The 2,694-nt window shown below is 72.7% G+C and carries 3 protein-coding genes and 1 pseudogene; 2 read left to right on the top strand and 2 right to left on the bottom strand.

Annotation, left to right across the window (positions count from 1 at the left end):
* Together GT354_RS52440 and GT354_RS03990 are read left to right on the top strand one after the other, a co-directional pair.
* Positions 1 to 236 (top strand): annotated as a pseudogene (locus GT354_RS52440) (ferritin-like domain-containing protein); the annotation flags it as partial.
* The gene (locus tag GT354_RS03990) at positions 233 to 1,150 is read left to right on the top strand and encodes an aminoglycoside phosphotransferase family protein (protein WP_161354766.1); all 918 of its coding nucleotides are present in this window, start codon (positions 233 to 235) and stop codon (positions 1,148 to 1,150) included. The pseudogene GT354_RS52440 and the gene GT354_RS03990, both read left to right, overlap by 4 nt.
* A gap of 16 nt (positions 1,151 to 1,166) precedes the next feature.
* Here GT354_RS03990 and GT354_RS03985 read toward each other — a convergent pair whose 3' ends face one another.
* Both GT354_RS03985 and GT354_RS03980 read right to left on the bottom strand, forming a co-directional pair.
* Complete coding sequence (locus GT354_RS03985; protein ID WP_346011834.1) at positions 1,167 to 1,706, bottom strand: GNAT family N-acetyltransferase; 540 nt, start codon at positions 1,704 to 1,706, stop codon at positions 1,167 to 1,169.
* A gap of 4 nt (positions 1,707 to 1,710) precedes the next feature.
* Complete coding sequence (locus tag GT354_RS03980; RefSeq protein WP_202511497.1) at positions 1,711 to 2,568, bottom strand: GNAT family N-acetyltransferase; 858 nt, start codon at positions 2,566 to 2,568, stop codon at positions 1,711 to 1,713.
* Positions 2,569 to 2,694: the final 126 nt, after the last annotated feature.

Here is a 2,694-nt window from a genome sequence, read left to right as displayed (position 1 = left end):
TCGCGCTGCACCTGGGCGAGTTGGTGGCCGTCGCCGCCGGACCGGTCCGGGGCGAGGCCGCGGGCTGGTTGCGCGAGAGTGCGGTGTGGGGGGTGCGGTGGCGCGGCGCGAGTGCGCCCTTCCCGGGGTTGCCGAGCCCGGGGTTGCCGAGCCCGGGACTGCCCGGCTCCGGGCTGCCGGCCGACGCGGCCGCGAGGAACGGTTCGGGGACACCGACGGCGGGGAGCCGCGAGTGAGCGTTCGAGTCGAGGTGCCGCAGCGGCTCGCCCGTACGGCGTTGCGCTGGTGCGGCGAGCAGGCCGCGCGGCCGTGGCTGGCCCAACTGCCGGACGCGGTCGCGGAGTTCGCCGATCGATGGGACCTGACCGTCGAGCGGCCGGTGCTGCCGGGCGGCGCGCTGAGTCTGACCCTGCTCGTACGCCGGGCCGACGACTCGCCGGCCACGCTCAAACTCGGTCTGGTGGACCGCTACACCGCGCACGAGGCCGACGCGCTCGCGCTGTGGGACGGCGTGGGGGCGGTACAACTGCTCGCGGCCGACACGGAGCGTGGCGCGCTGCTCCTGGAGCGCCTCCAGCCCGACGTGTCGTTGCGTTCGCTCGCCGAGGATCGGGCCATGCTGGAGGCCGCGGAGGTGGTCCGCAAGCTGTGGGTGACACCGCCCGCGGACTGCGCGATCGAGCCGGTCGCGGATCGCGCCCACCACTGGGGCGAATCGATCCCGCAGCGCTACGCCGACCTGGGCGAACCGTGCCCGAAGGCGCTGGTGGACGAGGCCGTCTCGCTGTGCCGGGAGTTGGCCGCGTCGCAGCCGGAGACGGTCGTGCTGCACACCGACTGCCATCACGGCAACGTGCTCTCGGGCACCCGCTCGAAGTGGCTCGCGATCGATCCTCGGCCGATGCTCGGCGAGCGCGCGTTCGACCTGGGCCCGCTGGTGCGCGACCGGATCGACACCGTGGTCGCGGAGGTGCGCCCGCAGGCGATCGTGCGCAGGCGGGTGACGTGGCTGGCGAACGCGTTGGACCTGGACCCCGAGCGGGTGCGCGGTTGGGCGCTGGTCCAGACGCTCGCGCTCGGGCTGTGGTGCATGTCGGTGGACGACCCGGCGGCCGAGGATCTGCTGTCGGTCGCGGAGTGGCTTTCCTGAAGGCCGAGGGTCCGGCTCAGCCGAAGGGCAGGTAGGCGCCCATCACCGTGTACGGCCGGTTGTTGCCCGGGAAGAGCACCGGCCGGGCCAGGTCCACGAAGCCCAGGCCCCGATAGAGCCGGCGGGCCGGGGTCTGGTCGTCGAGTGCGGACAGCAGCACCCGCGAGCACTCCTGGCCGCGGCACAGCACGGTGATCAGGGTGCGGCCGATGCCGTGTCCCTGCCAACGCGGCAGCACGTGCAGTTCACCGACCACGAACGAGTCGTCGAGCCAGCTCCGGTGTCCGCCGCGGGCGAGTTCCGGCTCGATCACCAGGCTCCACCACTGGTCCTTGAGGTTGGGATAGCCGTAGGCGAAGCCGACCAGGGTGCCGTCGGCGTCGAAGGCGCCGAGCGAGCGAGCGCCGGCGAAGCCGCCGTGTCGGCGCATTATCCGTTGCCGCACCGCGATCTCGTCGTCGGCGAGCCCGAACGCCCGCGCCTGCACGTCGACCGCGTCGTCCGCGTACTCGGCGAGGTCGATGACCTTGCACGTCCACTCCATCAGGTCGGCCACTCCCTCAGAAAAGCACACTCATGAAGGCGCCGGTCTCGGCGAAGCCGACCCGACGATACGCGGCCCGCGCCGGGCTGTTGTAGCTGTTCACGTACAGGCTGGCCACCGGCGCGATCTCGCGCAACGCGTGGCCGACGACGGCCGCCATGCCGATCTCGGACAGGCCCTCGCCGCGACGTTCGGGCGCCACCCACACGCCCTGGATCTGGCACGCGTGCCGGGTGACCGCACCGATCTCGGCCTTGAAGACGACCTTGCCGTCCTCGATCCGGGCGAACGCGCGCCCTGCGTTGATCAGTTCCGCCACGCGCGCGCGGTACAGCGTCCCGCCGTCGCCGATCAGCGGCGAGATGCCGACCTCCTCGGTGAACATCGCCACGCACGCGGGCATCACGACGTCGAGTTCCTCGCGGCGGACCAGACGCACGAGGGGGTCCGCAGGCACGTCCCGGGGCGGCTCGGTGGTGACCATGAGCGGTTGCGTGGGGCGGATCTCGCGGGCGGGACCCCACGCGGGTTCGAGCAGGCGCCACAGCGCGGCGGCGGCCTCGACCGGTCCGACGATCGACGAGCAGCGGCGGCCCTGCCGGCGCGCGCGCTCGGCGAAGGAGCGTATGGCGTCGGGGCCGGCCTCGACGGGCACGAGATTGGCCCCGGCGTAGCACAGCGACGTGAGCCGGCCGCTCTCGAAGTAGCCCCACAATTCGCCGCCGAGTCGCCACGGGTCGACCCCGGCGAGACGCACGCGCGACGCGACGAACACGTTCGTCACGGGGTCGCGATCGAGCAGCTCTTGGACAGCGGACAGGTCGGTCCCGTCCAGGACTTTGGTGGAAACCGAGCTCAGCACGTGCCTCACCATGCCATCAGGCGGACCTTGGGGAAATGCCACTCATTGCGGCACCACCCTATGCAGGTCACGCCCTCGCGTGCCGCCCGGGAGGCGACGGCCGGCGCCGGGCGGTCCGCGTGGCCTCAGCGGCGGGGC

This window comes from Streptomyces sp. SID3343 (assembly GCF_009865215.1).
Taxonomy (GTDB): Bacteria; Actinomycetota; Actinomycetes; order Streptomycetales; family Streptomycetaceae; genus Embleya.
Note: the sequence above shows the minus strand (reverse complement) of the source record. Positions and strands in the feature narration are given on the sequence as shown.

Bases quoted from the DNA above. Each gene is read 5' to 3' on its own strand.
- GT354_RS03980 (WP_202511497.1), bottom strand. From the start codon at position 2,568: ATGGTGAGGCACGTGCTGAGCTCGGTTTCCACCAAAGTCCTGGACGGG.